The sequence below is a fragment of the Streptomyces sp. NPDC052023 genome (assembly GCF_044548465.1).
GTDB lineage: Bacteria > Actinomycetota > Actinomycetes > Streptomycetales > Streptomycetaceae > Streptomyces.
In genome coordinates, this window is sequence record NZ_JBIUBW010000004.1 from 371028 (window position 1) to 396410 (window position 25383).

Genomic DNA, 25383 nt, shown 5'->3' on the forward strand with positions numbered 1-25383 from the left:
TGACGACCGGGATACTGATCGTCTCCGCACGAATGAACCGTAGGGAACGAGTGGAACGCGTGGACCTCATCCCCCCGCCCGGCGGCGCCGACGCCGGGGCACCCGAGGACGTCGCCGATCTGGCCGACGCCTACGCCGCCGCGCCGCTGCTCAACTGTCTGCTGCGCGAGGTGGCCCGGCCGCTGCCCGGGCGTGAAGGGGTCTACCGGCTGCCCGGAGGGGACCGGCTGCTGCGGGTGCGCGGCAGCCGGCGGCCCACCGCTCCCGAGGTGTACACACCACGCGGCTGGCACCGCCTCGACCACACCGAACTCGTCAAGCTCGTCGCCGAGGAACTGCGCCGTCACACCGGCCTCGCCAACCACGAACTGCCCGCCGAGATGGCCGACAGCCGGGACGCCGTCGCCGCCGTCCTCGCCGCACGCGCGCGTGCCACCCCGCCCGAGGACCCCTATCTGCGCTCCGAGCAGTCCCTGATCACCGGCCATCCCCACCACCCCGCCCCCAAGGCGCGCGGCGGCGGACCCGTCGCCGGCTGGCTCCCCTACGCCCCCGAGGCGCACGCCCGCTTCCCCCTCGTCCTGCTCGGGCTGCGCGAGGACGCCGTCGTCGAGGAGGGGGACACCTCGGCGCTCGACGCCCTCGGCGAGCCCCCGTCCGGCTACCGGCTGCTGCCCGCCCACCCCTGGCAGCTCGACCTGACCGCGCGCGACCTCGCCCCCGCCTTCGCCGACGGGCGGCTGATCCGGCTGGGCACCACCGCCTGTCCGGTCTGGCCCACGGCCGCGATCCGCACGGTGTACGCCCCGGAGCGCGACCTGTTCCTCAAGTTCAGCCTCGACGTGCGCATCACCAACGACGTACGGCGGCTGTGGCGGCACGACCTGGTCCGGCTGCGCCGTACCGACGCCGCCACGAGCAATGCCTTCACGGGTGGTACGGCGGCCTGGCTGACGGACCGGGGATACCGCACCGCCGGTTTCGCCTTCGAGGAACTCGCCGTCCTGGTCCGCGACGGGCTGCGCGGTCACCTCCTGCCCGGCGCGACCCCCTTCCTGGCGGCGGGACTGGTCGAGGGCTTCACGGGCAGCCCGCTGGACGGCGCGACGGACCCGGCGCGCTGGTGGGAGGCGTATCTGCGCCAGATGGTGCCCCCGGTCCTCGGGGCCTTCGCCCGCCACGGCGTCGTCGTCGAGGCGCACCTGCAGAACTCGCTGGTCGCCTGCGACACCGACGGGACCCCCGTGCAGGCGCTGTTCCGGGACGCGGAGGGCGTGAAGCTGCTACCGGAGGTGTCGCGGGCGGCCGGGTGGGAGCGGCTGGTGTACTGCCTGGTCGTCAACCACCTGGTCGAGGTGGCCGGGGCGCTGGCGGAACGGCACGCGGGACTGGACCCCTGGCCCGCCGTCCGCCGCGAGCTGGCCCGGCACGACCTGCCCGAGGTCGCCGGACTGCTCACCGCACCCACGCTCCCCGCGAAGACCAACCTGCTGCTGCGCTGGACGGGCGCGGACGGCGCCGACGCCCGCTACCGGCCGTTGCCCAACCCGCTGGCCGGGGGATAGGCCCCGGTCACCCGTTCGTACACCTGGCTTACTCTGACCGGTGTGCCGGACGGTGGCCGGCCAGGGGCGGAAGGGCGGAGCATGCTGGAGCCGGTGGGACTCACGGACGCCGAGACCGACGCGTACCGCGCCCTCGTCTTCGCCGTCACGGCGTCGGCGACGGACGTGGCCACGTCGACGGGCACGGACGCCGGGACCGCCCGGCGCCTCCTCGCGGCGCTGGAGGAGAAGGGCCTGGCCCGCGGTGTGGACGGCGCGCCGGGGCGGTTCGCCGCCAACCCGCCCGACGTCACACTGCTGCCGCGGCTCGAACGCCGGGCCGGCGACCTGGACAAGGCCCGCGGCGTCATCGCCGAGCTCATGGAGGCCTACCGCCACCACGCCTGGGCCCGTGACGCGGGCGAGGTCGTCGAGATCATCACCGGCGCCGGGGCGCTGCGCCAGCGCCTGCAGCAGGTCCAGTCGACCGCCCGCCGCGAACTGCTCTGGTTCTGCAAGGCGCAGTACGTCGCGATGCCGTCGGGTACCAACGAGGCCGAGTTCGAGGCCATGGCAGGCGGGGTCGCCTACCGGGTCCTGTACGAGCAGGCGTTCTTCGACGACGCGGGCGCCGTCGACAACGTCGTCAAGGCCGTGCGGGCGGGTGAGGTGGCGCGCGCCGTGCCGGCGCTCCCGCTGCGCATGGCCGTCGCCGACCGGTGCCTGGCCATCTGCCCCCTGGCACCGGCCGGCCCGGCGAGCGACCCCCGCGACGTGACGGCCGCCGTCATCCGCGGCAGCAGCCTGCTGGCGGCGCTCGTGGCGCTCTTCGAGCGCTACTGGGAGATCGGCGTGCCCCTGCATGTCACGCCGGAGGGCCGGCTCGGCGGATCCGGCGCGCAGACCGACCCCACCGCGCTCACGGCGGACGACCGGCATCTGCTCTCGCTGATGGTCGCCGGACTCACGGACCACGCCATCGCCGGCCAGCTCGGCATCAGCCGTCGTACCGTCCAGCGCCGGATCCAGGGCCTGATGAGCCTCGCGGGCGTCGCCACCCGGATGCAGCTCGGCTGGCACGCCGCCCGCCGCGGCTGGATCTGAGCCCGGTGCGGGGGACCGAGCACCGCCCCCCGCCCCCCGCACCGGGGCGCTCAGGCGCGGGGGGGGGCGGGGCGTACAGGCTCTTGCCGCCGCAGACGTACAGCACCTGGCCGGTGACCGACCGGCTCGCGGGCGAGGCGAAGAACCGCGCGGCCCAGGCCACGCCGGCCGGTTCGCCCAGGTGCCCATGGGCTGGGTCGGCAGCAGCCGGTCCATGACCTCGGGGGGCTCGTGGCGCGGCGGCGGCACCCCGTCGTCGACGCGTCCGGCGCGGTGAGCGCCGCGGTGCACGTGTCCGCGCCCCGGGGGCGGCTGTCCCCGGCCCGGCTGTCCTTCGTCGTCGCCGCGATGTCGCGGACCGCCGCGCAGATCTCGCGGCAGCTCGGGGCCGCGGAGGAAGCGGTCACGCTCAGGTCCATCGACGAGATCCGCGGCTTCGAGCGGGAGCGGCACAGCGCGCGAAGCTGACAGGGCGGTGCCCACCGCGCACTCCCCAGGGCACGTGTGGACACCGCCCACGGCCGCCCGCGCCGCTCTGCGGGTACGGCCCCTGCATCCCATCGCCACCCGATGTGGTGCAGGCGTCGGTGTGGCGGGCCCGCTTCAGCGGGCCCGCGCGTCAGTCGCTCCCGCCGGACAGCTCGGCTTCCCGGACGCGCCGGTGCCTGCCGCTGCCGGGCAGCCCCAGGAGAAAGGGGTGCTCGTGGGCGCGCCGGCCGCGGTGGCGGCCGCCTGCGGTGGCATCGCCTGTCGGGTGCAGCTGTGCGGCGGTCGGGAAGATCGTGGTCTTGAGCATGGGAACTCCGGGAAACGCAGAGGTCGAAGCGGTGGCCGTGGTCGGTGCCGGTGAGTCCCGGCTCCTGGCCATCGCGCTTACGTTGAACCTAACAGATGGTTGATGGAGTTCAATGATTCCTTGAGTGTGATGGTTGTAACGTCCGGGATCGCTCGCTCCGTGGAACTCACCCGGACGCGATCCAGGGCCCGTCGGCCTTGACTGCTGCGTGGCCCGTCCGACGACGACTGGTCCCGGCCGGTACCTGCGGCTGCTGTGCGGGCGCAACGGTCCGGAGGTCCCGATCGAGGTCGACGGCGACCCGTCCGCCCGCGGTCGTTTCGCGCGTGGTCATTGCAGCCCTGACACGGTTTCCAGGGTGCGGACGAGGGTGCGCTGAGCCAGTTCGATCTTGAACGCGGTGCCGGGCAGCGGACGGGCCCCCACCAGGGCGGCCCGGGCGGCGGCAAGGAACGTCTCCGAGGTCGCGGGAGCGTCCCGCAGCACGTCCTCGGCGTCCCACGCCCGCCACGGAACGGTGCCCACCCCGCCGAGCCCGATCCGCGCCTCGCGCATGACGCCGTCCTCGAGAAGCAGCGCCACGCCCGCCGAGACCAGCGCGAACTCGTACGACACCCGGTCGCGGACCTTGATGTAGTGCGAACGCGCCTCGCCCGGCAGCAGCGGGATCTCGACCGAGGTGATCAACTCGCCGTGCTGGAGCACGTTCTCGATGTGCGGGGTGTCACCGGGCGGAAGATAGAACTGGGTCAGCGGCACGGCACGGGCGCCGTTCGCACCCTGGACGTGGACGATGGCGTCCAGCGCGGTCAGGGGCACGGCGACATCCGACGCGTGCAGTGCGATGCAGTGGTCGCTGGTGCCGAGGATGGCGTGCATCCGGTGCACCCCGGTGATGGCGGCGCACCCGGATCCGGGGCTGCGCTTGTTGCACGCGGCCACGGCCGGGTCCCGGAAGTAGCGGCACCGGGCGCGTTGCAGCAGATTCCCGCCGATGGTGGCCATGTTGCGCAGCTGCGCCGAGGCCCCGAGCAGAAGTGCTTCCCGCACGAACGGCAGCCGTTCCCGCACGAGGGGGTCGGCGGCGAGCTCCTCCATGGTCGTCAGTGCCCCGACATGGACCGCCGACTCGGTGTGCGTGATGCCGCCGAGCGGCAGCCGGGTGATGTCGACGAGCCGGTGCGGATGCAGCACGCCGTCCTTCATCAGGTCCAACTGCGTGGTGCCGCCCGCGAGATAGGAGGTGCGGGGATCGTCGCTGACGACGGCCACGGCCAGGTTGGAGTCGGTGGCCCGCACGTATTCGAAGGGGTCCATCGTCGTCAGCCCTCCGCCACGACGTCGCGGATCGCGGCGCGGATGCCGGGATAGGCGCCGCAGCGGCAGATGTTGCCACTCATGAACTCGCGGATGTCCTCGTCGCAGGAGGTGCGCCCCTCGGCGATGAGGGCGACAGCCGACATGATCTGCCCCGGGGTGCAGTATCCGCACTGGAACGCGTCGTGCCGCGCGAACGCCGCCTGCAGGCGGTGCAGTTCACCGTTGGTGGCCAGGCCTTCGACGGTGGTGATCTTCCGCCCTTCGTACTGCGCGGCCAGTGCCAGGCACGCGACCACGCGGCGTCCGTCGGCCAGCACCGTGCAGGCTCCGCACGCCCCCTGGTCGCAGCCCTTCTTGGCGCCTGTCAGGCCGAGGTGGTCACGCAGCGCGTCGAGGAGGGTGACGCGGCTGTCGAAACGCAGGTGGTATCGGGTGTCGTTCACGTCGAGCGTGACGTCCACCTGAGGTACTTCGGGCGGGGCGTCGGTGGGGGACGGCATTGCCGCGGCGTCTGCATGATCCATGGCAGCAACTCGATTCCAGGGCATGAGACCGAGCGGAACAGAGAGCGGCAGCCCCCTGGGCCGGCTGTTGCAGACGAGTTTATGGCTGCGGCATCACATGTGCGATTCAAGTCGAACGGACGACCTTCCTGGCATTGCGGTCGTCATTGCGGCGCCTCGGGTCGCCGCTCAGCCGCCGACGGCGTGCAGCACCGCTACGCAGGCCGCTGCGGCGGCCGCGGCGAGGGCCGGCGTGGCCGCGGCGAGGGGGTCCCTGACGCGCAGATGGGATGCCGCCGCGCCGAGCGTCAGCAGGGTCACGCCCGCGCCCGCGGCCAGCCCGGCCCACGCCTCGAAGAGACCCACCAGCAACCCGATCGCGGCGACGACCTCCGCGAGGCCGGCGAGGCGCAGCAGGCCGGTGGGCACCCTCAGGTGCCTGGCCATCTGCTGCGTTCTCGGGCGGACCGAGAGCTTGGGTGTGCCGGCAAAGGCCATGAAGGCCGCGAGCGCGCAGGACAACAGCGCTGTGGTGAAGGGCATCGGGTTCTCCGGTCGGTGTGGTGAACAGCCCCGTGTCGGGCAATAAGTTGACTGACGAAATTAATAGGTGACAGTCAATGATTTAGTCATCGTGATGATCCTCTCCTTGATAGTGTGGGGGGATGAGCGTGAACGAATCCGTGGCCGACGCGGCCGGGAGCGATCCTCTGAACCGGCTCGGATTCCTGCTGGCCAGGAACGGCGCCATCGCCAACAGCCGCGTCCACCGTGCCTTCGAGGCCTGCGGGCTGGCCGCCCGGCCGGGTGCGGCGCTGATGCTGGTGGGCAGGACGGGATTCATGAGCCAGCAGGCCCTGGCGACGGCGCTCGAGGTGGACCCCAGCGTCATGGTCGGGATTCTGAACGAACTGGAGTCCGCTCAGCTCGTGGAGCGCCGTCGCGACCCCTCCGACCGCCGGCGCCACATCGTCGCCGTCACGGAGGAGGGTCGCGCCCTCCTGGCTCAGGCTCAGGACGCCGTGGCCGAGGTGGAGCGCGGGCTCTTCGCCGACCTCTCGTCCGAGGAGATCGCGACCCTGCGTGATCTGCTGGCTCGGGTTCGCACCACTCCCGGCGACGCGGCCTGCGCCGAGGGTGGCGGGGCCTGCGCCGAGGAGTGACCGGCGCCCTGCCCGCCTGCGCCGCCGGGCCTGCCTGACGGCGTGGTGACCCCCGGGTGCCGGCCCCCATGGCGCTACTCGGTGCAGGCGGGCTCGTCCGGAGGTGTCTCGATCCGCAGGAGCAGGCTGCGTAGTGTGGCTGTCTCCTCCCGGGAGAGATGGCCGAACAGGCGCCGCTCCACCTCGGTCACGGCCTGATCGGTCTTGGCCAGGAGGCATCTGCCCTCGCTGGTGATGGCGACGATGTGACGCCGGCGGTCGGACCGGTCGCGACGGCGCTCCACGAGCCGCGCGGACTCCAGCTCGTTGAGAATCCCGACCATGACGCTCGCGTCGACGCCGAGCGCCGCGGCGAGGGTCTGCTGTCCCATGGACCCCGAGGCGCCCAGCAGGATCAGTGCCGTGCCCTGTCGTGGTGTGAGCCGGAAGCCCTCCAGGGCGTGCCGGATCCGGCTGTCCGCCACCGCGCCATGCCTGGCCAGAAGCAATCCGAGCCGGTCCAGGAGGTCGCTCGCCGGGTCGTCTGGCGGGTGCGCGTCAACTGTCACACCGCGATGCTAGCAGTGGATCAATCATCAGGCGACGTATATCGTTTATGTTCATCCATTAATTTTGGGTCGGCGGCGGCCGTGACGTAGAGGGAGCTCACGCGGCCGTGTCGCGCGTCGGCGCGGCGCCGTCCCGCCCTCGGGGGAGAGGGGCTCGAAGCCGGTGCATGCTCGCGGGCCCTGGAGGAGACTGGACGGGTGCAAGGCTCCGCGGCGAGTGAGAGCTGATCCGTCATGTCTGCGTCACACACCACGGGCAGGGGTCGCCCGGTTCACGGCCCCGTGGCCCCGGAGCGGATTCACGTCCTGGTCGATCGTCAAGGCCGCCTGGCGGGATGGAGTCCGGCCGCCGAGAAGCTGCTCGGCTACCCGGAGGAGGCCGTACGGGGACGTCCCGCCCTGGGGCTGCTGGCCGACCCGGCTGCCGACGGGCGTCCGCCCGGCCCCGCTGAGGACTTCGCCGTCTCGTTGCGGCGCCGCGACGGTGGCGTGGTGAGGTGCCGGCTGGCCGTCCGGCCCGAGGGCGTGGGCGACGAGGGCTCAGGGTGGGAGGTGCTGCTCGCACCCCTGGAGCGGGACGAGACGGGGGCGGCGGGGCAGGACGGCACGCCCGAGCTGGAGAGGGCGCTTCTGGAGACGCTCTTCACGCGCTCGCCCGTGGGCTTGTTCCTGCTCGACCCCCAGCTGCGCGTGATCCGGTTCAACCCCGCGGGCGAGGGCATGCAAGGTGCCTCCGTGGAGGAAGCGGTCGGCAGGCGCCCTACGGAGGTGTGGGCCGGCGTGGAGCGGGTCGAGCGAGTCATGGAGGAGGTGCTCGCCACGGGCCGGCCGGCGATCGGCATCGAGAAGCGGGTGCGTCCCCCGGGCGATCCGGACCACGATCACGTCTACTCCGCCTCCGTCTTCCGCCTGGAGGACGCCCGGGGCAGGATCCTCGGCCTGGCCGACGCCACCGTCGATGTCACCGACCGCCACCTCGCCCACGAACGGCTGACCGTGCTCGCCCGGGCCAGCTCCCGGATCGGCTCCACCCTGGACGCACTGGACACGGCCCGGGGCCTGGCGGAGGTCTCGGTGCCGGTGGCGGCCGACGGTGTCGCGGTCGAGGTGCTGGAAGAAGTGCTCGCGGGTGAGGACCTGACGGCAGGGCCCGTGCGGCCCGGCGCCGTGCTGCGCCGGGCCACTTCGTGCTTCCGGGACGACCGGACCTCCGGGACGGCCGCCGGCCATGAAGGCCCGCTCCCCGCGGCGGTGGCCGCCGAGGTCCTCGCCGATCTCGAGCCGCGTCCGGTCGATCCGCTGAGCTCCCTGGGGCGGAAAGTCCTTCGTGGCATGGGGAACCCCACGCGCGGCGGGCAAGAGGCGCACTCGCTGATCGTGGCGCCGCTTGCCGCCCAGGACCGGGCGCTCGGCCTCGCGGTCTTCTGCCGCTGGGGAGAGGCCAGGCCCTTCGGGCCCGATGACCTGACCCTGGTCGCGCAGCTCGCGCGGCGCACCGCCGAGAGTCTGGACAACGCCCGCCGGCATCTGCGCGAGCACAACTCCCTGGTGGCCCTCCAGCACACCTTGCGCCCTGGCGGACTCCCGCCCCAGCAGGCCCTGGAGGTGGCGCACACCTCCGTGTCCGCCGGGTCGGGGGGTGACTGGGTCGATGCCGTACCGCTCTCCGGTGCCCGGGTGGCCCTGGTGGCCGGACACGTGCCGGGCCGGGGCATACAGTCCGCCGCGGCGGCAGGAGGGCTGCGGGCCGCCTTGCAGACGTTGTCGGACCTGGACCTGGAGCCGGACGAACTGCTCGCCCGGCTCGACGACATGGTCCGCGGGACCAGCGGGGGGAACGGTCACGGCGGCAGCGACGGCCGTCCGCCCGCGCCGGGCTCCGGCAGGACCGGCCACGGGCAGCTGTGCGGCGCCACGTGCCTCTATCTCATCTACGATCCCCTGTCCCGGCGCTGCTCCGCCTCCTCCGCCGGCCACCCCTGGCCCTTGGTGGTGCATCCGGACGGCACCGTGCGCACCGTGCGGGGTCCCGCGGGAGACGCGTTGTGCTGCCCGGGTGCGCCGTTCGGCAGGGAGGACTTCGAGGTGCCGGAGAACTCGAGGCTCGTCCTCTACACCCCTGGGCTCCTCCAGGCGGAACGGACGTGGCAGGTGGGACACGCGGGACAGGCGATGGGGCAGGGGCCCGACGATCCGGCCCTGCAGCGCCTGACCGGCCTGCTCACCCGCTCCCACGGCTCCGTGCAGGCGATGTGCAGCGCGCTGACCGACGCGCTGCTCCCACCCCACCCCCGCGACGACGCGGCCGTTCTGGTCGCCCGCACCCATGAGCTGGACCCGGCCCACGTCGCCTCGTGGGACCTCCCGAGCGATCCGGCAACGGTCGCCACGGCCCGCTCCCTCGCCGCCCGGCAGCTCACCGCCTGGGACCTGACCGAAGCGGCCTTCGTCACCGAACTGATCGTCAGTGAGCTGGTCACCAACGCCATCCGGTACGGCAAACCGCCGGTGACGCTCCGGCTGATCCGGGGCCACGTCCTGACATGCGAGGTCTCCGACGGCAGCAGTACCTCTCCGCGGCTGCGGCACGCCCGCACCACCGACGAGGGCGGTCGCGGACTGCTCCTCGTCGCACGGACCTCGGACCGCTGGGGGACCCGCTACACGGACGACGGCAAGATCGTCTGGGTCGAGCAGAGCACCGTCTGAGCGGGCTGCCGCGCGCCCGGTGCCACGCGGACGACGCTGTCGACGTGGCACCGGCGCGGTCCCGGCCGCAAGGGCCGGGACGGGTTCAGCCCTGGCGGGCGCCGTACTCGTAGGCGTACCGGAGCTGGTCGAGGTACCAGGTGTCGGCACCGTGCCGACGGTCCGTCATCACCACGACGACCCACCGGCCGTCCAGCCGGCGCAGGAGGTGGTGACCGTCGTAGCGGTAGTGGTGTCGGTGGTCGAGGCTGTAGTACCAGTAGCCGCGCCCGTCCCTCTCCTGGTGCCACCGCCACCGGTCGTCGCGGTCGTGACGCCTCCCGTCCCGCTGGTGACGTTCGCCGTCCCGGACCGTCACGTCCCGGTCCGGGACACGCCGCTCGGTGACAGCGGCACCGGTGGCCTGCCGGTCCTCCGCGGCGGGAAGCGGCTTCGCGGACGCCGGGCCCGCGGTGCCGGCCAGGGCGATACCGGCCAGCGTCACCGAGACGGCGGAGGTGGCGACGCGTCGCATCAGCTTGCTCATGTTCGTGTCTCCTTGCTGCGCCCGCCTTCGGGCGCCGAACGACGGGACGCCATGGGAGCGGGTCCGTCCAGGAGCGCGGTGTGTTCCGAACGCCATCGCGCTGAATGAAACGTAGCAAATGATTGAAGCACTTCAATGATTTAGCTTGCGTGATGGTTGTCTCACACATGTGATCTGCGTCCGGGAATGCCTGAGCCCCGATGCCTTGGTCAGAGAATGGCTGAGCCCGGGCCGGACGGCCCGGGCTCACAGGTGGCAGCTCTGGTTACGCCGGCTGGATCGGTGCTCCAGTGGCGCGGGGCCGGTCACTTCCGTGTGTGCGCCGTGCCCGGACGGGGCTCCGGCAGGTGCCTCCTGGCCCACTCCCCGAGCTCCTTGAGCGCGGGTTCGAGCGCGGCCCCGGCCTCGGTCAGGCGGTAGGAGACGCGCAGTGGAGGCCCCTCGTCGACCTCGCGCACGACGAGCCCGGCCGGTGTCGAACCCGAGGAGGACGGCCCACTCGGTGAGTGTGTCCGCCCACCGCCGCACGTCTCCGGCGAGCCCCTGGCCGGCCCCCTGCCGGCCGATGGACCCGATCACGTCGTAGACGCGGCGGATCGACTCGGGGGCGCGTCCCGCCGCCGCGGCCGCTTCGTCGATGATCTCCTGGCGGCAGGGGACCTGCGCCGGGGGCACGTAGATGTCCAGCGGGGAGATCCAGCCGTCCGCCGCACGTCCGGTCACCGCGAGCATCCTGGGCTTCTCGGCGCCGAGCCAGAGTTCCACGGGCCGCGCCGGTACGGGGCCGGCACGGTAGCCGGTCACCGAGTGGTGCGCGCTGTGCAGCCGTACCGGCTCTCCGGCCAGGGCGCGGCGCATCAGCCCGAGGGACTCCTCGGTGCCGGCGACCATCTGCCCGCCGCGCCGCGGCACTGCGCCCATCGAGGCGATGGCCTCGGCGAAGGCGCCGCCGCCGACGCCGAGCTGGATCCGGCCGCCGGTGAGCACGCTCAGCGACGCGGCGGCCTTGGCCAGCATGGCCGGCGGACGCAGTTGCAGGTCGGCGACGTCCGTGAAGAAGGAGATGCGTTCGGTGGTCGCGGCCAGGTTGCTGATCAGGGTCCAGGTGTCGAGGTGTGCCGGCTGGTAGGGGTGGTCCTGAACGGCGAGGTGGTCCAGGCCGCCGTCCTCGGCCAGGCGCGCCAGGCGCCTGGTGTGTTCCGGTGCGGCGGGGGGATCGAGGCTCAGCCCGAAGGAGAGCGGGCGTGCGTAGTCGGTCATGCGGCCAGATTCCGGCGGCCGGACCGCCCCGGGCAAAGCCGGGGGTAAGTCACTGATCACAGGTAAGCGCCCCGCTCGCCGAGGAGGCGCGGAGCCGGGCGGATGAGGCGATCCTGAAGGTGAGGTGACCGGCGACCGGGTCGGGGTCGGCCTCCGCCGACGGACCCGCGCCCTCCCGGGTCGACCTCGCGCCCGCGTCCGAACGAGCCGTCCTGGAGGCGCAGATGGAAGTGAGCCGACTCGGCCTGGTCGTGCACGGCGGACGCACGGAGGCCCTGGACGCCGCTCAGGTGGTCCGTGCCTGGTGCGAGGAGAACGCCGTCCGCTGCACGGACATCGACGTCTGGTGCGACGGCGGGCGGCGCGGCGCCGTCGAGGAGGTCGCCGCCGCGGGCGACCCCGATCTCATCGTCACCCTGGGCGGCGACGGCACCTTCCTGCGCGGTGCCCGGCTGGCCGCCGTGCACGACGCCCTGCTCCTCGGCGTGAACCTGGGGCGGGTGGGCTTCCTGACGGAGGTGCCCGCCTCCGGCCTGCGTTCGGCGCTGGACGCGGTGCTCGACGACCGGCTCCGGGTCGACAGCCGCATGCTGCTGGCCATGCGCGCCTCGTGCCGCCTGGAGATGCCGGCGGACATGGAGGCCTGGGCGCGGTACGGGCGCGGGCCGTTGCTGCCCCCACCCCAGGTGGTCCCCGACTGCGCGGTCGACGCGGAGTGGGGTATTCCGCTGGACGTCACCGCGCTCAACGACGTCGTCCTGGAGAAGCTGGCCAGGGACCGGCAGGTGTCCGTCGGCGTCTACGTCAGCGGCAGGCTCCTGGCGTCCTATTCGGCCGACGCGCTCCTCGTGGCCACGCCGACCGGCTCGACGGCCTACAGTTTCGCCGCGGGCGGGCCGGTCGTCTCGCCGCGCGCCGAGGCACTCGTCTTCACGCCGGTCGCCCCGCACATGGCGTTCAACCGCTCGGTCATCACCGCCCCCGACGAACCCGTCGGTCTGCGGGTGCTCGAACGGTCGGGGCCCGCCGCGGTCAGCGTGGACGGCCAGTTGCGGGGCGTGCTGAAGGCGGGGAACTGGATCGGCGTATACGCCGCCCCCCGCCGGCTGCGGGCCGTACGGCTCGGGCCGATGGACTTCTACGGCCGGCTGCGGGACCGGATGAACCTGACCGACGCCCCGGCCGCGGTCGCCGACGGCTCGCCCGCGCCGCTGTGGTCGATCACGACCCCGCCGCCCGGAGACCTGGCCCATCTGGCACTGCCGTCGCCCTCGGAGGACACCTCCCCCCACCTGTGAGCGCCGCCGCGCGGCTCACCCCGCTGTCGCGGGACACGGCCCCCGCGCGGAGACGTCCGGGTGCTCATGAGCAGCGCCGGGGCCCCGGCGTCCGGGCGTCGGACGCGGGGGCCCCGGCATCGGTGTGCCCGGCGCGGCCTGCGCGCCTTCGGCACCGGCGGCCGAATACGGCCGCGTCAACCGCCGTTGACCGCGGACGCGATGCGGTCGCCGATGTTCTTGTCGATGTTCCGCCAGTACTGGAGCGCGCGGTCGACGACCGGGCGGGAGACGCCCTGGAGCAGATGGCCGCTGACGTTGGAGACCAGCCGATCCCGGGCCGCGTCGTCCAGGACCTCGCGGACCATCGTCCCGGCCTGGCCCCAGTCGTCGTCCTCGGCGTGCAGCTTGGTCGCCTCACGGACCAGCTCACCGGCGGTGTGCCAGCTCGCGGCGTCGCCGAAGCGGCCGAAGTCCGCGGCCGGGCCGCCGTAGGAGTTCGGCGCGTACGGCATCGACGCCCGGGACGGCTCGTAGCGCATCGGGCCGTCCTTGGCGTACGAGTTCACCGGGGAGTGCGGCCGGTTCGGCGGGAGCTGTGCGTAGTTCGGGCCGATCCGGTACCGGTGGGTGTCCGGGTACGAGAACAGCCGGCCCAGCAGCATCTTGTCCGGCGAGGGGCCGATGCCCGGCACCAGGTTGGACGGCTCGAACGCGGCCTGCTCGATGTGGACGAAGTAGTCCTCGGGGTTGGTGTCGAGGACCATCCGGCCGACGTCGATCAGCGGGTAGTCGCCGTGCGGCCACACCTTGGTGAGGTCGAACGGGTTGAAGCGGTAGTCCGCGGCGTCCTCGAACGGCATGATCTGGACCTTGAGGGTCCAGCTCGGCGCGTTCCCGGACTCGATCGCCTCGAACAGGTCGCGGCGGTGCTTGTCCGCGTCGGCCCCGGCCAGCTCGTCGGCCTCCTCCTGGGTCAGGAAGTCGATGCCCTGGTCGGTCTTGAAGTGGTACTTCACCCAGAACCGCTCGCCGCCACCGTTGATCCACATGTAGGTGTGCGACGAGTAGCCGTTCATGTGGCGGTAGGTCTTCGGGATGCCCCGGTCGCCCATCAGCCACGTCACCTGGTGCGCGGACTCGGGGGAGAGGGTCCAGAAGTCCCACTGCATGTCGTTGCTGCGCAGCCCGGTCACCGGGTGGCGCTTCTGGGAGCGGATGAAGTCCTGGAACTTGATCGTGTCGCGCACGAAGAAGATCGGCGTGTTGTTGCCGACCATGTCGTAGTTGCCGTGCTCGGTGTAGAACTTCAGGGCGAAGCCGCGCGGGTCGCGCCAGGTGTCCGGCGAACCCTGCTCACCGGCGACGGTCGAGAAGCGCGCCAGCATCTGCGTGCGCTTCCCGGGCTGGAAGAGGTCGGCCTTGGTGAACTGGCTTACGTCGTTGGTCACTTCGAAGAAGCCGTACGCTCCGCTGCCCTTGGCATGGACCACCCGCTCGGGCACCCGTTCCCGGTTGAACTGGGCCATCTTCTCGATCAGGTAGTGATCCTGGAGCAGGATGGGGCCGTCGGCTCCCACGGTGAGCGAGTGCTCGTCGCTCTCCACCGGGATGCCGTGGTTGTTGGTGGTGTACGGGGCCGTCCGGGGCTCCTGAGTCATGAGCCTCCTCCGTCCTGAGCGGTGACAGGTGGCACCCAGCAGTCAACTCCGCTGCCACGACATCGGCAACATTTGGACTTTGTCCAATGCTGGGCGTTGTCGTGCGGGTACCCCCAGTCGAGCCGCTCCAACGGCACCGTCGCCACACCGTGCCCACGGTGGTCGAGAATGCGGCCGACGTTCTTCTCCGTGCGCAGGACCACCGCGCGGTCGCCGACCCGGAATCCGAGGTGGGCCATCTCGCCGGTGCGAGGTAGCCGCTCACCCGGGCGGCCCCGCTGTCGGTGAGCCTCTTCCACCTGCGGGCGACGGTGACCGCGTCCACGCCGAGCACCCGGCCCATCAGAGACCCCTGCAGCCGGCAGTACCGCCGGCAGCCTGGTCGGCCAGGACCTCGGCCACGACCGGCACCCCGGGGGCGGAGGCGGGCAGGAGTTCGATCGGTCATGGCCCGTTCGTTCCCGCGTCGTTCCTGTTCGGCCACGCTTTCAGTCTCACGTGGGCACCGTCGCTTCGCCCCGTGGACGGATCCTGACCCGCGCCCCAGGTGTCACGCTTGGTTAATATGCTCACTTCATGCCGGAGACCGGAGACCGGAGATATGGGCGGCACCGCGACCGACGGACTGCTGGGGAGACCGAGACACGGGGATGCCGGCCGAATCCCCGCCAGTCCTCGCGAATGTAAGGTAACCGACCGGTTGGGCCTTGGAAGATGCTGAGAGAAGTCACCGCGACCCGCTACATCGAGCCCCTGCGCTCCGGCGGCTCCGTCCCCGGCATCGTCGAGGCCGACGACTGCGGGACCTACGTCGTGAAGTTCACCGGCTCCGCGCAGGGCCGCAAGGCGCTGGTCGCCGAGGTGGTCGTCGGTGAGCTGGCGCGGGCGCTGGGGCTGCGTTTCCCGGAGCTGGTCCTGGTGCACTTCGACCCGGCGATCGCCGGGCACGAGGAGCACCAGGAGGTGCGCGATCTGCACACGGCGAGCGACGGGGTCAACCTCGGCATGGACTATCTCCCGGGGGCGCGGGACTTCACCCCGGAGGTCGCGAAGGTCTTCCCGGTCGATCCGCTGGAGGCCGGACGGATCGTCTGGCTCGACGCGCTGACCGTCAACGTCGACCGTACGGTGCACAGCTCCAACCTCATGGTCTGGCCCACCCTCGGCGTCGCACCCCCGCGCCTGTGGCTGATCGACCACGGCGCCGCCCTCGTCTTCCACCACCGCTGGGACACCTCCGCCCCCGGGAAGGCGTACGACTTCCGCCACCACGCCCTCGGCCACTACGCGCCCGACGTACGGGCCGCCGACGCCGAACTGGCCCCCCGTGTGAGCGAGGAACTGCTGCGCGCGGTGCTCGCCGAGGTGCCGGACGCCTGGCTGGCGGGCGACCCGGACTTCGGCACGCCCGACGCGGCCCGGGACGCCTACGTGGGCTACCTGCACGCGCGTGTGCGGGCCTCCGGTGCCTGGCTGCCCACGGACTTCCCCACCCGCGAGGAGATCGCCGCCGAGGAGGCCGTGCGCGCGGCGAGGACACGGCAAGGCAGGCCGCAATGGCTCAAGCAGGTCCCCGACCTGCACGGCAAACCCGCCGCGGAACAGGATTGGTCGGTGCACCTGGGATGACGACCGGGATCCAGCGCGTCCAGATCGAGTACTGCACCCAGTGCAAGTGGCTGCCCCGTGCCGCCTGGCTGGCGCAGGAACTGCTGACGACGTTCGAGGCCGAGCTGACCGAGCTGGCGCTGAAGCCCGGCACGGGCGGGGTGTTCGTCGTCCGGGTGAACGACGAGGTGGTCTGGGACCGCCGCGAGCAGGGCTTCCCCGAGCCCACCGCGGTCAAGCGGCTCGTACGCGACCGAGTGGCCCCGGGGAAGTCCCTGGGCCACTCGGACAGGTGAGCGCCGCTTGCTCCGGGCTCAGCCCTTGAGCTGCTCGTACGCCGGCAGCGTCAGGAAGTCGGCGTAGTCCTCGTCGAGGGAGACGGTCAGCAGCAGATCGTGCGCCTGCTGCCAGTTGCCGGCCGCGAACGCCTCCTCGCCGATCTCGGCGCGCAGCGCCGCCAGCTCCTCGGCGGCGACCTTGCGGGCCAGCTCGGCGGTGACCCGCTCGCCGTTGTCGAGGACCACACCCGCGTTGATCCACTGCCAGATCTGCGAACGGGAGATCTCGGCGGTGGCGGCGTCCTCCATCAGGTTGAAGATGGCGACGGCGCCCAGACCGCGCAGCCAGGCCTCGATGTAGCGGATGCCGACCTGCACGGCGTTCACGAGACCGGCGTACGTGGGCTTGGCGTCCAGGGAGTCCACGGCGATGAGGTCCTCGGCCTTGACCTCGACGTCCTCGCGCAGCCGGTCCTTCTGGTGCGGCTTGTCGCCGAGGACCTTGTCGAAGGACTCCATGGCGATCGGGACCAGGTCGGGGTGGGCGACCCAGGAGCCGTCGAAACCGTCGTTCGCCTCGCGGTCCTTGTCGGCGCGGACCTTCTCGAAGGCGACCTTGTTGACCTCGGCGTCCCGGCGGGACGGGATGAACGCCGCCATGCCGCCGATCGCGTGTGCGCCCCGCTTGTGGCAGGTGCGGACGAGGAGTTCGGTGTACGCGCGCATGAACGGGGCGGTCATCGTCACCGCGTTGCGGTCCGGCAGCACGAACTTCGGGCCGCCGTCACGGAAGTTCTTGACGATGGAGAAGAGGTAGTCCCAGCGGCCGGCGTTCAGCCCGGAGGCGTGGTCGCGCAGTTCGTAGAGGATCTCCTCCATCTCGTACGCGGCCGTGATCGTCTCGATCAGGACGGTGGCGCGGACGGCGCCCTGCGGGATGCCGACGTAGTCCTGGGCGAAGACGAAGACCTCGTTCCAGAGACGGGCCTCCAGGTGCGACTCGGTCTTCGGCAGGTAGAAGTAGGGGCCCTTGCCGAGGTCGAGCAGGCGCTGGGCGTTGTGGAAGAAGTACAGGCCGAAGTCGACGAGCGCACCCGGGACCTGCTGTCCGTCCACCTGCAGATGGCGCTCGTTCAGGTGCCAGCCGCGCGGGCGCATGACGACGGTCGCCAGCTCCGCCTCGGCCTTGAGCGCGTACGACTTGCCGGACGCGGGGTCGGTGAAGTCGATGTTGCGGGTGTAGGCGTCGATCAGGTTGAGCTGGCCGGTGACGACGTTCTCCCAGGTGGGCGCGGAGGCGTCCTCGAAGTCCGCGAGCCAGACCTTCGCACCCGAGTTCAGGGCGTTGATGGTCATCTTGCGGTCGGTGGGTCCGGTGATCTCGACCCGGCGGTCGTTCAGCGCGGCCGGGGCGGGCGCGACGCGCCAGGTGGGGTCCTCGCGGATCTGTGCGGTCTCCGGGAGGAAGTCGAGCGTGGAGGTGCGGGCGATCTCGGCGCGGCGTTCCGCGCGGCGGGCGAGGAGTTCGTCACGCCGGGGCGTGAACCGGCGGTGCAGCTCGGCCACGAAGGCGAGCGCCGCGTCGGTGAGGACCTCCTCCTGCCGGGGCAGGGGCTCGGCGTCGACGATGGCCGGCGGAGACGGCGCTGGTGCGGACATGAGCTGTCACTTCCTTCAGCGGTGGCACCGGGTGCCAGATGGCGCGTAGGGGATATATCGCACCCGCTGTGCGGTCGGGTGCCTCTGGTCAGTGGATATTAGTTTCCTCATTGTGGAACTTCAATGGTCTGTTGATGTCGAGATTCTCTGAGTCGAGGCAAGGTGGCGCTGGGTGCCATCCCGCTCACTCAAGGTGCTGCAGATCAGCCGCCGTGTCGATGTCGTACGGCCGCGCCACGTCCCCGCACTCCACGAGACGGATTCCGGCCTCGCGCTCCTTCAGGTACGCGCGTGCCCCCCGGTCGCCGGTCGCGGTCGTAGCGACGCCCGCCCAGTGCGCGGCCCCGAAGAGCACGGGATGGCCGCGTACGCCGTCGTAGGCGGCCGATACGAGCGACGACTCGTCCGAGTAGCCGGCCAGTACGCGGGCGACCGCCTCCGGCCCGATCCCGGGCTGGTCGACGAGCGACACCAGCGCGGCCCGCGCGCCCGTCCCGGCGAGCGAATCCAGCCCTGCGCGCAGCGAGGAGCCCATGCCCCGCTCCCAGTCCGGGTTGTCCACCAGCACGCAGCCGGACAGCTCCGCCCGCTGCCGTACGGCGCCGGCGCGCGCCCCCAGCACCACATGCACGCGCGTGCAGCCGGCCGAGCGCAGCACCGCCACCGCGTGCTCGACCAGCGGACGGCCCCGGTGTTCGAGCAGCGCCTTCGGCCGGCCGCCGAGCCGGCGTCCGCCGCCCGCGGCGAGCAGGAGTGCGGCGACCGGGGGCTCGTTGTGATCCGTCATGGTTCCTGCATACCTGACCGCACGCGGACGGGGCGGTCCCCAGGGGCTGAATTTCGGTCCGCGTGGTGGCGGATCGGCACCCGGTGGCGTTTACTGGCCCGCGTCCCCGGCGCACGACCGGCGCCATGGGGCGCACGGGGGAGCAGGGTGTGGCTGTGCACAACGGTGTGCCAGGGGGGAGAGCTGTGTTGCGGAGCTTGGGGCAGAGGCCAGTGACCGGCAGCGACGAGGACCCGAGGGTGGCGGGACTGCGGTCCGCCGTCTCCCGGCTGCGCCGTGAACTCGCCACGCTCCCCGTGGAGTTCCCCGACCGTGCCGTCGCCGAGGACGAACTCGCGGCACTCGCGGCAATGACCGTCGACGGCAGACCCGAGATCCCGCGCCTGCGCCGCTCGCTGTTGCTGATCGCCGGCGCGATCGGCTCGGTGAGCGCACTGTCACGCGGGCTGTCGGACGTCCGGACCGCGGTGGACCTGTTCGGCGAGCCGCCGGGGAGGGACTAGGCCGACGGGGGCCCTCCGGGGCCGGGACGCGGGTCGGGGCCTGCTGGGTTCGGGTGCCGTGCGCGGGGCCGGGTCGGTCCGGGGCTCGGCCGGTTGCCGGGCGGCCAGGGGGTGCGTACCGGTCGGCCTGGGGCTGCCGTGCCGTCAGGCGGGGTTCTGGGTGATCAGTGCCTCGGAGAGTTCCACGGCGATCTGCTGGAGCACCGGCACGATCCGCTCCGTCGCTGCTTCCGTCACGCGGCCGGCCGGTCCCGAGATGGAGATCGCGGCGGCGGTGGGGGAGTCGGGCACCGACACCGCCAGGCAGCGGACGCCGATCTCCTGCTCGTTGTCGTCGACGGCGTAACCGGTCCGGCGGACGTCGTCGAGCGCCGCCAGGAAGCCGTCCGGCGTGGTGATCGTCTTCTCCGTCGCGGCGGGCATGCCGGTGCGCATCAGCAGGGAGCGCACCTCCTCGTCCGGGAAGCTCGCGAGCAGTGCCTTGCCCACGCCCGTGGAGTGCGGCAGCACACGCCGGCCCACCTCCGTGAACATGCGCATCGAGTGCTTGGACGGCACCTGGGCGACGTAGACGATCTCGTCCCCGTCGAGCAGGGCCATGTTGGCCGTCTCGCCGGTCTCCTCGACGAGCCGGGCGAGGTAGGGGCGGGCCCAGGTGCCGAGCAGGCGGGAGGCGGACTCGCCGAGCCGGATCAGCCGCGGGCCGAGCGCGTAGCGCCGGTTGGGCTGCTGGCGGACGTATCCGCAGGCGACCAGGGTGCGCATCAGCCGGTGGATCGTCGGCAACGGCAGTCCGCTGCTCGCGGACAGCTCGCTCAGCCCCACTTCGCCACCGGCGTCGGCCATCCGCTCCAGCAGGTCGAAGGCGCGCTCGAGGGACTGGACGCCGCCGCTCGCGGACTTGACGGCGTCGGTGGTGCTGGCGCTGGACGTCGGCACGGCGCGTTCCTTTCGAGGCTGACAGGAGGGCAGAAGCCTACCCGGCAGCCTGTGGACTGCCCGCTTGTGCGTAGCTACGTTCTGCTTGCTGGAATTGTAATTCCGCCTTGTGGAAACGTCCAGAGTGGGCGCCGGAAGCGCACTGTGGAGAAGTGTGCCTCTTGACGGTGTGCGGGCGGGAGTGAAGACTCCTTCAACAGAACGTTGAATTCCGTCAGGCGGAAGCAGGTCCCGTTTCCCATTCTCAGGGAAGCGGACGGCGGCAGAGAGAGGGGTCCGGGTGTCCGACGCTGAACTGGTGCTGCGCTCGACGCGCGTGATCACGCCCGAGGGGACTCGCCCCGCGTCCGTCGCGGTCGCCGGCGGGAGGATCACCGCCGTACTGCCGCACGACGCCCCGGCCGGAGGCGCCCGGGTGGAGGACTTCGGCGACGACGTCCTGCTGCCCGGCCTCGTCGACACCCACGTGCACGTCAACGACCCCGGCCGCACCGAGTGGGAGGGCTTCTGGACCGCCACGCGCGCCGCGGCGGCCGGCGGCATCACCACCCTCGTCGACATGCCGCTCAACTCGCTGCCGCCGACCACCACCGTCGGCCACCTGCGGACCAAGCAGGACGTGGCGCGTGCCAAGGCGCACATCGACGTCGGTTTCTGGGGCGGCGCGCTGCCGGACAACGTCAAGGACCTGCGCCCGCTGCACGAAGCCGGGGTCTTCGGCTTCAAGGCGTTCCTGTCGCCCTCCGGGGTGGACGAGTTCCCGCACCTCGACCAGGAGCAGCTCGCCCGGTCCATGGCCGAGATCGCCGGGTTCGGCGGCCTGCTCATCGTGCACGCCGAGGACCCGCACCACCTCGCCGCGGCACCGCAGCAGGGCGGACCCAAGTACGCCCACTTCCTCGCCAGCCGGCCGCGCGACGCGGAGGACACCGCGATCGCCACGCTGATCGCACAGGCGAAACGCCTCCACGCGCGCGTGCACGTGCTGCACCTGTCCTCCAGCGACGCGCTGCCGCTGATCGCCGCGGCCCGCGCCGAGGGCGTACGCGTCACCGTCGAGACGTGCCCGCACTACCTCACCCTGACCGCCGAGGAAGTCCCGGACGGCGCCAGTGAGTTCAAGTGCTGCCCGCCGATCCGCGAGGCCGCCAACCAGGACCTGCTGTGGCAGGCGCTCGCCGACGGCACGATCGACTGCGTGGTCACCGACCACTCCCCGTCGACCGCCGACCTGAAGACCAACGACTTCGCCACCGCCTGGGGCGGCATCTCCGGACTCCAGCTGAGCCTGCCCGCAGTCTGGACGGCGGCCCGCGAGCGCGGCCACACCCTGGAGGACGTGGTCCGCTGGATGTCCACGCGCACCGCGGACCTCGTGGGGCTCACCCAGAAGGGCGCGATCGAGGCCGGCCGGGACGCCGACTTCGCCGTCCTCGCACCCGACGAGACGTTCACCGTGGACCCCGTAGCCCTCCAGCACCGCAACCGCGTCACGGCGTACGCCGGACGCACCCTCAGCGGCGTCGTGAAGTCCACCTGGCTGCGCGGCGAACGCATCGTGGCGGACGGCGAGTTCACCGACCCGAAGGGGCGACTGCTCACCCGCCTCCCCTGAACCCGACGTCTGAAAGGCAGATCTGATCACCGTGACGGCGACACCGAGTTTCACCGGCGACGCGAGCCCCTACGGAGGCGGCGACCCGTACGCGGACTACCGCACCGCCGACTTCCCCTTCACCCAGTACGCCAACCTCGCCGACCGCACGCTCGGTGCCGGTGTCATCGCCGCCAACGACGAGTTCTTCGCCCAGCGCGAGAACCTGCTGGTGCCCGAGCGCGCCGAGTTCGACCCTGAGCACTTCGGGCACAAGGGCAAGATCATGGACGGCTGGGAGACCCGGCGGCGCCGGGGGGCGTCCGCCGAGCACCCCTGGCCCACCGCGGAGGACCACGACTGGGCGCTGGTCCGGCTCGGCGCGCCCGGCGTGATCCGCGGGATCGTGGTCGACACCGCCCACTTCCGCGGCAACTACCCGCAGTCCGTGTCCATCGAGGGCACCTCGCTCCCCGGCTCCCCCTCTCCCGCGGAGCTGCTGGCCGACGACGTGAAATGGACGACGCTGGTGCCGCGCACGCCGGTCGGCGGCCACGCGGCGAACGGCTTCACCGTCGAGGCCGAGCAGCGCTTCACGCACCTGCGCGTCAACCAGCACCCCGACGGCGGCATCGCACGGCTGCGTGTGTTCGGCGAGGTGGCACCTGACCCCGAGTGGCTGTCGGTGCTCGGCAACTTCGACGTGGTCGCCCTCGAGAACGGCGGTCAGGTGGAGGACGCCTCCGACCGCTTCTACTCGCCGGCCACCAACACCATCCAGCCGGGCCGCTCCCGCAAGATGGACGACGGCTGGGAGACCCGCCGGCGCCGCGACCAGGGGCACGACTGGATCCGTTACCGGCTGGTGGCCCAGGCCCAGATCCGCGCGATCGAGATCGACACCGCGTATCTGAAGGGCAACAGCGCGGGCTGGGCGTCGGTGTCCGTCAGGGACGGCGAGGACGGCGAGTGGACCGAGGTGCTGCCCCGCACCCGTCTCCAGCCCGACACCAACCACCGCTTCGTCCTGAGGGACGCCGCCGTCGGCACGCACGCGCGCGTGGACATCTTCCCGGACGGCGGCATCTCCCGTCTGCGCCTGTTCGGCTCCCTGACCCAGGAGGGCGCGACCCAGCTGGCGGCCCGCCACCAGGAACTGGGCGGCTGAGGCCACGCCCTGAAGCGCGGCCTGCCCTCCCGAAGCGGGCGGCGAACCCACCTCTGCCGGCCGGCCGACGTACCCCTGACCGGGCTCTGGTGCCATCCCTGGCCGGGGGTCACCCGGCTCCCTGGGCAGGGGCGGCTGATGCCCAGCCGGGCGGGGCGGCCGATGTCCACACGGGCGGGGGGCTGATGTCCCTCCTGGCCGGGGGGCACCCGGCTCCCTGGGCGGGGGCGGCTGATGTCCACCCGGGCGGGGGTGATGTCCCTCCTGGCCGGGGCGCGGCTCACGTCACGGGGGTTGGGCTCTGGTGCCATCCCTGGCCGGGGGCGATCCAACCTCGGCCGGGGCATCTGATGCCCACCTCGGCCGGGGAGGCCGGCGCGCCACGCGAGTCGGGGCTGGTGCAATCCCTGGCCTGGGGGATCCAACCTCGGCCGGGGCATCTGATGGCCACCTGGCCGGGGCATCTGATGGCCACCTGGCCGGGGCATCTGATGCCCACCTCGGACAGGGCAGCCCACGCAACGCTGCCGCGGGGGCTGATGCTCCGCTGGCCAGGGGTGAGCCGACCTCGGGCGGGGACGCTGACGCCTACCCCGGAGCCGGCGGCCGGTGCCCGATCCGAACAGGGCGCCTGACGACTCGCGGGGCGCACCCGGCCTGGACAGCACCGGTGCGCCCCGCGTCCCTCACGCCGCGTGCCCGCCGTCGACGGAGAACTCGGCGCCGGTGACGTACGTGGCGCTCGCGAGGTGGGCGACCGTCGAGGCCACCTCCTCGGCCGTCCCGAACCGGCCGAGCGCGGTCAGTGCCGACTGGGCTGCCGCGTACGGCCCGTCGGCCGGGTTCATGTCGGTGTCTATCGGTCCGGGATGCACGATGTTCGCCGTGATCCCGCGCCCGCCCAGCTCCCTGGCCAGCGCCTTGGTCAGCCCGGTCAGCGCCGCCTTGCTGGTCGCGTAGAGCGTGCCGCCCGGGCCCGGCACCCGCTGGGCCATGCAGCTGCCGATGATGATGATCCGGCCGCCCTCCGGCATCCGCGCGGCGGCGGCCTGGGAGGCAAGGAAGACAGCCCGGACGTTCACCGCGAGCACCCGGTCCACGTCGGCGAGCGAGAGCGCCTCCAGGGGCCCGAGCACCCCCACGCCCGCGTTGTTCACCAGTACGTCGAGCCCGCCGAGCGCCTCCACCGCACGCTCCACGGCCCCCGCCGCCTCGTCCGCGTCCGCGGAGTCCGCCCGCAGGGCGACGGCCCGCCGCCCCAGCGCCTCGACGGCGCGTGCCACGTCCTCGGCCGCCTCCTTGCCGTTCACGTACGTCACCGCCACGTCGGCGCCCTCCCGTGCCAGCCGCAGCGCCGTCGCCGCGCCGATCCCGCGGCTGCCGCCGGTCACCAGGGCCACCTTGCCCTCGAGCGGGGTCCGAAGAGTCATGTTCTGTGTCACTTGTGAAGTCATGTGTCCATTCCAGCGAGCGCCCGGCGGAGTCGCTGGCGGCGAACGGACACCGAGGTGGCACGCCCGGAACTCCCGGCGCCACCTCTCGCGTTCTTCCCACGTGACACTTCGGCTAGAGATCGTCGGCAACGCCATGCAGATGGCGGTCGTCAGCCTGGACCCGGGCCGGACCGTGTACTGCGAGGCGGGAAAGTTCCTGTTCAAGACGGCGAACGTGACCATGGAGACCAGGCTGTCGGGCCCGTCGGGCGGCGGCGCGGCACCGGGCGGCACCGGCGCGGCGGCGGCCGGCATGGGCGGTCTGCTGCGCCAGGGATTGGGGACGGCCATGCAGGTCGGCCAGCGGGCACTGGCGGGCGAGTCGCCGGCGTTCCAGTACTTCACCGCGCAGGGCGGCGAGGGCACCGTCGGCTTCGCGGGCGTCCTGCCGGGCGAGATGCGCGCCCTGGAACTCGACGGCACGCGCGCGTGGTTCGCGGAGAAGGACGCCTTCGTGGCCGCCGAGTCCACCGTCGAGTTCGGCATCGCCTTCCAGGGGGGCCGGACGGGCATGAAGGGCGGTGAGGGCTTCGTCCTGGAGAAGTTCACCGGCCGGGGCACGGTGGTCGTCGCGGGCGCCGGCAACTTCATCGACCTCAACCCGGCCGACTTCGGCGGCCGCATCGAGGTCGACACCGGCTGCGTGGTGGCCTTCGAGGAGGGCATCGAGTACGGCGTCCAGCGCGTCGGCGGCCTGAACCGCCAGGGGCTGATGAACGCCGTGTTCGGCGGCGAGGGCCTGTCCCTGGCCACGCTGGAGGGAAACGGCAGCGTCATCCTCCAGTCCATGACCATCGAGGGCCTGGCGAACGCCCTGAAGAAGGCCCAGGGCGGCGACAAGCAGGGCCCGGCGGGAGGCCTGTTCTCGACACACGCCGGGTGAGCCGGTGGGAGGCGCGCCGGTAGCCGTCGCAAGGCGGGCCGGGTGACTTCCGCGCGGGTC

The 25383-nt window shown here is 72.2% G+C and carries 23 protein-coding genes and 2 pseudogenes; 12 read left to right on the plus strand and 13 right to left on the minus strand.

What is annotated here, in order from left to right; genetic code table 11:
• Positions 1–50 precede the first annotated feature (50 nt).
• The 3 genes from ACIHCM_RS12050 (at position 51) to ACIHCM_RS12060 (ending at position 3116) form a co-directional block, all read left to right on the plus strand.
• Complete coding sequence (locus tag ACIHCM_RS12050) at positions 51–1565, plus strand: IucA/IucC family protein (protein ID WP_399893078.1); 1515 nt, start codon at positions 51–53, stop codon at positions 1563–1565.
• An 81-nt stretch (positions 1566–1646) separates the two neighbouring features.
• The gene (locus ACIHCM_RS12055; RefSeq protein ID WP_399893082.1) at positions 1647–2648 is read left to right on the plus strand and encodes a helix-turn-helix domain-containing protein; all 1002 of its coding nucleotides are present in this window, start codon (positions 1647–1649) and stop codon (positions 2646–2648) included.
• A gap of 231 nt (positions 2649–2879) precedes the next feature.
• Positions 2880–3116, plus strand: coding sequence for a hypothetical protein (locus tag ACIHCM_RS12060; RefSeq protein ID WP_399893085.1), 237 nt, complete (start codon positions 2880–2882; stop codon positions 3114–3116).
• 151 nt (positions 3117–3267) lie between these two features.
• On the opposite strand, the gene ACIHCM_RS12065 is transcribed toward ACIHCM_RS12060, so the two are convergent.
• The 4 genes from ACIHCM_RS12065 to ACIHCM_RS12080 all read right to left on the minus strand — a co-directional run bounded on the left by ACIHCM_RS12065 (position 3268) and on the right by ACIHCM_RS12080 (position 5810).
• Positions 3268–3444, minus strand: a complete 177-nt coding sequence (locus ACIHCM_RS12065; RefSeq protein WP_399893088.1) for a hypothetical protein — start codon at positions 3442–3444, stop codon at positions 3268–3270.
• Between the two features lie 330 nt (positions 3445–3774).
• Complete coding sequence (locus ACIHCM_RS12070) at positions 3775–4761, minus strand: FAD binding domain-containing protein (protein ID WP_399893091.1); 987 nt, start codon at positions 4759–4761, stop codon at positions 3775–3777.
• Between the two features lie 5 nt (positions 4762–4766).
• Positions 4767–5288 (minus strand): (2Fe-2S)-binding protein, encoded by a 522-nt coding sequence (locus ACIHCM_RS12075; protein WP_399893093.1) that lies wholly within the window; start codon positions 5286–5288, stop codon positions 4767–4769.
• Positions 5289–5456: 168 nt separating this feature from the next.
• Entirely contained in the window at positions 5457–5810 is a 354-nt protein-coding gene (locus ACIHCM_RS12080) for a DoxX family protein (RefSeq protein ID WP_399893095.1), read from the minus strand.
• Between the two features lie 122 nt (positions 5811–5932).
• Here ACIHCM_RS12080 and ACIHCM_RS12085 point away from each other — a divergent pair, with 122 nt between their 5' ends.
• Positions 5933–6430 carry a MarR family winged helix-turn-helix transcriptional regulator gene (locus ACIHCM_RS12085; protein WP_399893099.1) on the plus strand — a complete coding sequence of 166 codons (498 nt, stop codon included), beginning with the start codon at positions 5933–5935 and terminating at the stop codon, positions 6428–6430.
• A gap of 74 nt (positions 6431–6504) precedes the next feature.
• Here ACIHCM_RS12085 and ACIHCM_RS12090 read toward each other — a convergent pair whose 3' ends face one another.
• On the minus strand, positions 6505–6978 hold the full coding sequence (locus tag ACIHCM_RS12090) for a MarR family winged helix-turn-helix transcriptional regulator (protein ID WP_399893102.1): 474 nt from the start codon (positions 6976–6978) through the stop codon (positions 6505–6507).
• A 282-nt stretch (positions 6979–7260) separates the two neighbouring features.
• Between ACIHCM_RS12090 and ACIHCM_RS12095 the strand changes: the two genes are divergently transcribed.
• The gene (locus ACIHCM_RS12095) at positions 7261–9687 is read left to right on the plus strand and encodes a SpoIIE family protein phosphatase (RefSeq protein WP_399893105.1); all 2427 of its coding nucleotides are present in this window, start codon (positions 7261–7263) and stop codon (positions 9685–9687) included.
• Positions 9688–9772: 85 nt separating this feature from the next.
• On the opposite strand, the gene ACIHCM_RS12100 is transcribed toward ACIHCM_RS12095, so the two are convergent.
• The 3 genes and pseudogenes from ACIHCM_RS12100 to ACIHCM_RS12110 all read right to left on the minus strand — a co-directional run.
• The gene (locus ACIHCM_RS12100) at positions 9773–10213 is read right to left on the minus strand and encodes a hypothetical protein (protein WP_399893108.1); all 441 of its coding nucleotides are present in this window, start codon (positions 10211–10213) and stop codon (positions 9773–9775) included.
• A gap of 305 nt (positions 10214–10518) precedes the next feature.
• Positions 10519–10683: pseudogene (locus ACIHCM_RS12105) on the minus strand (winged helix-turn-helix transcriptional regulator); the annotation flags it as partial.
• Between the two features lie 115 nt (positions 10684–10798).
• A pseudogene (locus ACIHCM_RS12110) lies at positions 10799–11473 on the minus strand (LLM class flavin-dependent oxidoreductase); the annotation flags it as partial.
• Positions 11474–11697: 224 nt separating this feature from the next.
• On the opposite strand from ACIHCM_RS12110, the gene ACIHCM_RS12115 reads away from it, so the two are divergent.
• Positions 11698–12771 (plus strand): NAD(+)/NADH kinase, encoded by a 1074-nt coding sequence (locus ACIHCM_RS12115; RefSeq protein WP_399893111.1) that lies wholly within the window; start codon positions 11698–11700, stop codon positions 12769–12771.
• A 176-nt stretch (positions 12772–12947) separates the two neighbouring features.
• Here ACIHCM_RS12115 and ACIHCM_RS12120 read toward each other — a convergent pair whose 3' ends face one another.
• Positions 12948–14411, minus strand: coding sequence for a catalase (locus tag ACIHCM_RS12120; protein ID WP_399893113.1), 1464 nt, complete (start codon positions 14409–14411; stop codon positions 12948–12950).
• A 714-nt stretch (positions 14412–15125) separates the two neighbouring features.
• Between ACIHCM_RS12120 and ACIHCM_RS12125 the strand changes: the two genes are divergently transcribed.
• Together ACIHCM_RS12125 and ACIHCM_RS12130 are read left to right on the plus strand one after the other, a co-directional pair.
• Positions 15126–16040, plus strand: a complete 915-nt coding sequence (locus ACIHCM_RS12125; RefSeq protein WP_399893116.1) for a HipA family kinase — start codon at positions 15126–15128, stop codon at positions 16038–16040.
• Positions 16037–16315: a SelT/SelW/SelH family protein gene (locus tag ACIHCM_RS12130; RefSeq protein ID WP_399893118.1), complete on the plus strand. Its 279-nt coding sequence runs from the start codon at positions 16037–16039 to the stop codon at positions 16313–16315. Before ACIHCM_RS12125 ends, ACIHCM_RS12130 begins: the two co-directional genes overlap by 4 nt.
• A gap of 18 nt (positions 16316–16333) precedes the next feature.
• Here ACIHCM_RS12130 and aceB read toward each other — a convergent pair whose 3' ends face one another.
• Together aceB and ACIHCM_RS12140 are read right to left on the minus strand one after the other, a co-directional pair.
• On the minus strand, positions 16334–17956 hold the full coding sequence (gene aceB / locus ACIHCM_RS12135; RefSeq protein WP_399893121.1) for a malate synthase A: 1623 nt from the start codon (positions 17954–17956) through the stop codon (positions 16334–16336).
• Between the two features lie 184 nt (positions 17957–18140).
• A complete protein-coding gene (locus tag ACIHCM_RS12140; RefSeq protein ID WP_399893124.1) occupies positions 18141–18743 on the minus strand; it encodes an NTP transferase domain-containing protein in 603 nt (200 codons plus the stop codon).
• A 185-nt stretch (positions 18744–18928) separates the two neighbouring features.
• On the opposite strand from ACIHCM_RS12140, the gene ACIHCM_RS12145 reads away from it, so the two are divergent.
• The gene (locus ACIHCM_RS12145) at positions 18929–19246 is read left to right on the plus strand and encodes a DUF5955 family protein (RefSeq protein WP_399893127.1); all 318 of its coding nucleotides are present in this window, start codon (positions 18929–18931) and stop codon (positions 19244–19246) included.
• 144 nt (positions 19247–19390) lie between these two features.
• Here the strand turns inward: ACIHCM_RS12145 and ACIHCM_RS12150 are convergent, their stop codons facing one another.
• Positions 19391–20185, minus strand: coding sequence for an IclR family transcriptional regulator (locus tag ACIHCM_RS12150; protein WP_399893130.1), 795 nt, complete (start codon positions 20183–20185; stop codon positions 19391–19393).
• 280 nt (positions 20186–20465) lie between these two features.
• On the opposite strand from ACIHCM_RS12150, the gene allB reads away from it, so the two are divergent.
• Together allB and alc are read left to right on the plus strand one after the other, a co-directional pair.
• Positions 20466–21800 (plus strand): allantoinase AllB, encoded by a 1335-nt coding sequence (gene allB / locus ACIHCM_RS12155; protein WP_399893133.1) that lies wholly within the window; start codon positions 20466–20468, stop codon positions 21798–21800.
• Positions 21801–21831: 31 nt separating this feature from the next.
• Positions 21832–22947, plus strand: coding sequence for an allantoicase (gene alc / locus ACIHCM_RS12160; protein WP_399893136.1), 1116 nt, complete (start codon positions 21832–21834; stop codon positions 22945–22947).
• 686 nt (positions 22948–23633) lie between these two features.
• On the opposite strand, the gene ACIHCM_RS12165 is transcribed toward alc, so the two are convergent.
• Positions 23634–24377: an SDR family NAD(P)-dependent oxidoreductase gene (locus ACIHCM_RS12165; RefSeq protein ID WP_399893138.1), complete on the minus strand. Its 744-nt coding sequence runs from the start codon at positions 24375–24377 to the stop codon at positions 23634–23636.
• A gap of 124 nt (positions 24378–24501) precedes the next feature.
• Between ACIHCM_RS12165 and ACIHCM_RS12170 the strand changes: the two genes are divergently transcribed.
• Positions 24502–25323 (plus strand): AIM24 family protein, encoded by an 822-nt coding sequence (locus ACIHCM_RS12170; protein WP_399893141.1) that lies wholly within the window; start codon positions 24502–24504, stop codon positions 25321–25323.
• Positions 25324–25383: the final 60 nt, after the last annotated feature.